Raw genomic sequence first — 2,500 nt, 5'->3', positions numbered from 1 at the left:
TCGTAACAAGGTAGCCGTATCGGAAGGTGCGGCTGGATCACCTCCTTTCTAAGGAAGATTTACAAAACAAGTTGACACGTCGAAGTTTTGTTCAGTTTTGATGGTTTAATTACTGTCAAAACTTTTTGTTTCTTATGAGACAAATGATTGTTCTTTGAAAACTAGATAAAGATAAATTGATAGTCAAGAAATTACCGAGTATCGCCATTTTAGGTTTTAAACCTGATGTAACAACCAATTCGGTTAAGTTATGAAGGGCGCACGGTGGATGCCTTGGCACTAGGAGCCGACGAAGGACGGGACTAACACCGATATGCTTTGGGGAGCTGTAAGTGAGCTTTGATCCAGAGATTTCCGAATGGGGGAACCCATTGTTCGTAATGGAACAATATCCTTACTTGAATACATAGAGTATGGAAGGCAGACCCAGGGAACTGAAACATCTAAGTACCTGGAGGAAGAGAAAGCAATTGCGATTCCCTGAGTAGCGGCGAGCGAAACGGGATATAGCCCAAACCAAGAGGCTTGCCTCTTGGGGTTGTAGGACACTCTATACGGAGTTACAAAGGAATGAAGTAGACGAAGAAGTCTGGAAAGGCTCGTCAAAGAAGGTAACAACCCTGTAGTTGAAACTTCATTCCCTCTTGAGTGGATCCTGAGTACGGCGGGACACGTGAAATCCCGTCGGAAGCTGGGAGGACCATCTCCCAAGGCTAAATACTCCCTAGTGACCGATAGTGAACCAGTACCGTGAGGGAAAGGTGAAAAGCACCCCGGAAGGGGAGTGAAATAGAACCTGAAACCGTGTGCCTACAAGTAGTCAGAGCCCGTTAACGGGTGATGGCGTGCCTTTTGTAGAATGAACCGGCGAGTTACGATCCCATGCAAGGTTAAGTTGATAAGACGGAGCCGCAGCGAAAGCGAGTCTGAATAGGGCGATTTGAGTATGTGGTCGTAGACCCGAAACCAGGTGATCTACCCATGTCCAGGATGAAGTTCAGGTAACACTGAATGGAGGTCCGAACCCACGCACGTTGAAAAGTGCGGGGATGAGGTGTGGGTAGCGGAGAAATTCCAATCGAACTTGGAGATAGCTGGTTCTCTCCGAAATAGCTTTAGGGCTAGCCTCATGTGTAAGAGTCTTGGAGGTAGAGCACTGTTTGGACTAGGGGCCCTCATCGGGTTACCGAATTCAGACAAACTCCGAATGCCAAAGACTTATCCATGGGAGTCAGACTGCGAGTGATAAGATCCGTAGTCGAAAGGGAAACAGCCCAGACCACCAGCTAAGGTCCCAAAGTATACGTTAAGTGGAAAAGGATGTGGAGTTGCTTAGACAACCAGGATGTTGGCTTAGAAGCAGCCACCATTTAAAGAGTGCGTAATAGCTCACTGGTCGAGTGACTCTGCGCCGAAAATGTACCGGGGCTAAACGTATCACCGAAGCTGTGGATTGACACCTCAAGGTGTCAGTGGTAGGAGAGCGTTCTAAGGACTGCGAAGCTAGACCGTAAGGACTGGTGGAGTGCTTAGAAGTGAGAATGCCGGTATGAGTAGCGAAAGATGGGTGAGAATCCCATCCACCGAATGCCTAAGGTTTCCTGAGGAAGGCTCGTCCGCTCAGGGTTAGTCGGGACCTAAGTCGAGGCCGATAGGCGTAGACGATGGACAACAGGTTGATATTCCTGTACCACCTCTTTTCCGTTTGAGCAATGGGGGGACGCAGGAGGATAGGGTAAGCGCACTGCTGGATATGTGCGTCTAAGCAGTTAGGCTGATGATGAGGCAAATCCCGTCATCGCGAAGGCTGAGCTGTGATAGCGAGCGAATTATAGTAGCGAAGTTCCTGATTCCACACTGCCAAGAAAAGCCTCTAGCGAGGAAAAAGGTGCCCGTACCGCAAACCGACACAGGTAGGCGAGGAGAGAATCCTAAGGTGAGCGAGAGAACTCTCGTTAAGGAACTCGGCAAAATGACCCCGTAACTTCGGGAGAAGGGGTGCTCTGGTAGGGTGCAAGCCCGAGAGAGCCGCAGTGAATAGGCCCAGGCGACTGTTTAGCAAAAACACAGGTCTCTGCGAAGCCGTAAGGCGAAGTATAGGGGCTGACGCCTGCCCGGTGCTGGAAGGTTAAGAGGAGTGCTTAGCGCAAGCGAAGGTGCGAATCGAAGCCCCAGTAAACGGCGGCCGTAACTATAACGGTCCTAAGGTAGCGAAATTCCTTGTCGGGTAAGTTCCGACCCGCACGAAAGGCGTAACGATCTGGGCACTGTCTCAACGAGAGACTCGGTGAAATTATAGTACCTGTGAAGATGCAGGTTACCCGCGACAGGACGGAAAGACCCCGTGGAGCTTTACTGTAGCCTGATATTGAATTTTGGTACAGCTTGTACAGGATAGGTAGGAGCCTTGGAAACCGGAGCGCCAGCTTCGGTGGAGGCATCGGTGGGATACTACCCTGGCTGTATTGAAATTCTAACCCGCGCCCCTTATCGGGGTGGG

At 50.1% G+C, this 2,500-nt stretch carries 2 rRNA genes (both running past the window's edge); both read left to right on the top strand.

From position 1 onward, the window contains the following. Nucleotides 1-48 (top strand): 16S ribosomal RNA (locus ATG71_RS03915) (it extends 1,504 nt beyond the left edge of the window). 193 nt (nt 49-241) lie between these two features. Continuing rightward, nucleotides 242-2,500 (top strand): 23S ribosomal RNA (locus tag ATG71_RS03910); it runs 677 nt beyond the window's last position. The 16S and 23S rRNA genes sit together here, the layout of an rRNA operon.

This window comes from Bacillus sp. es.034 (assembly GCF_002563655.1).
Taxonomy (GTDB): domain Bacteria; phylum Bacillota; class Bacilli; order Bacillales; family Bacillaceae_B; genus Rossellomorea.
This window is presented reverse-complemented; position numbering and strand designations above follow the sequence as displayed.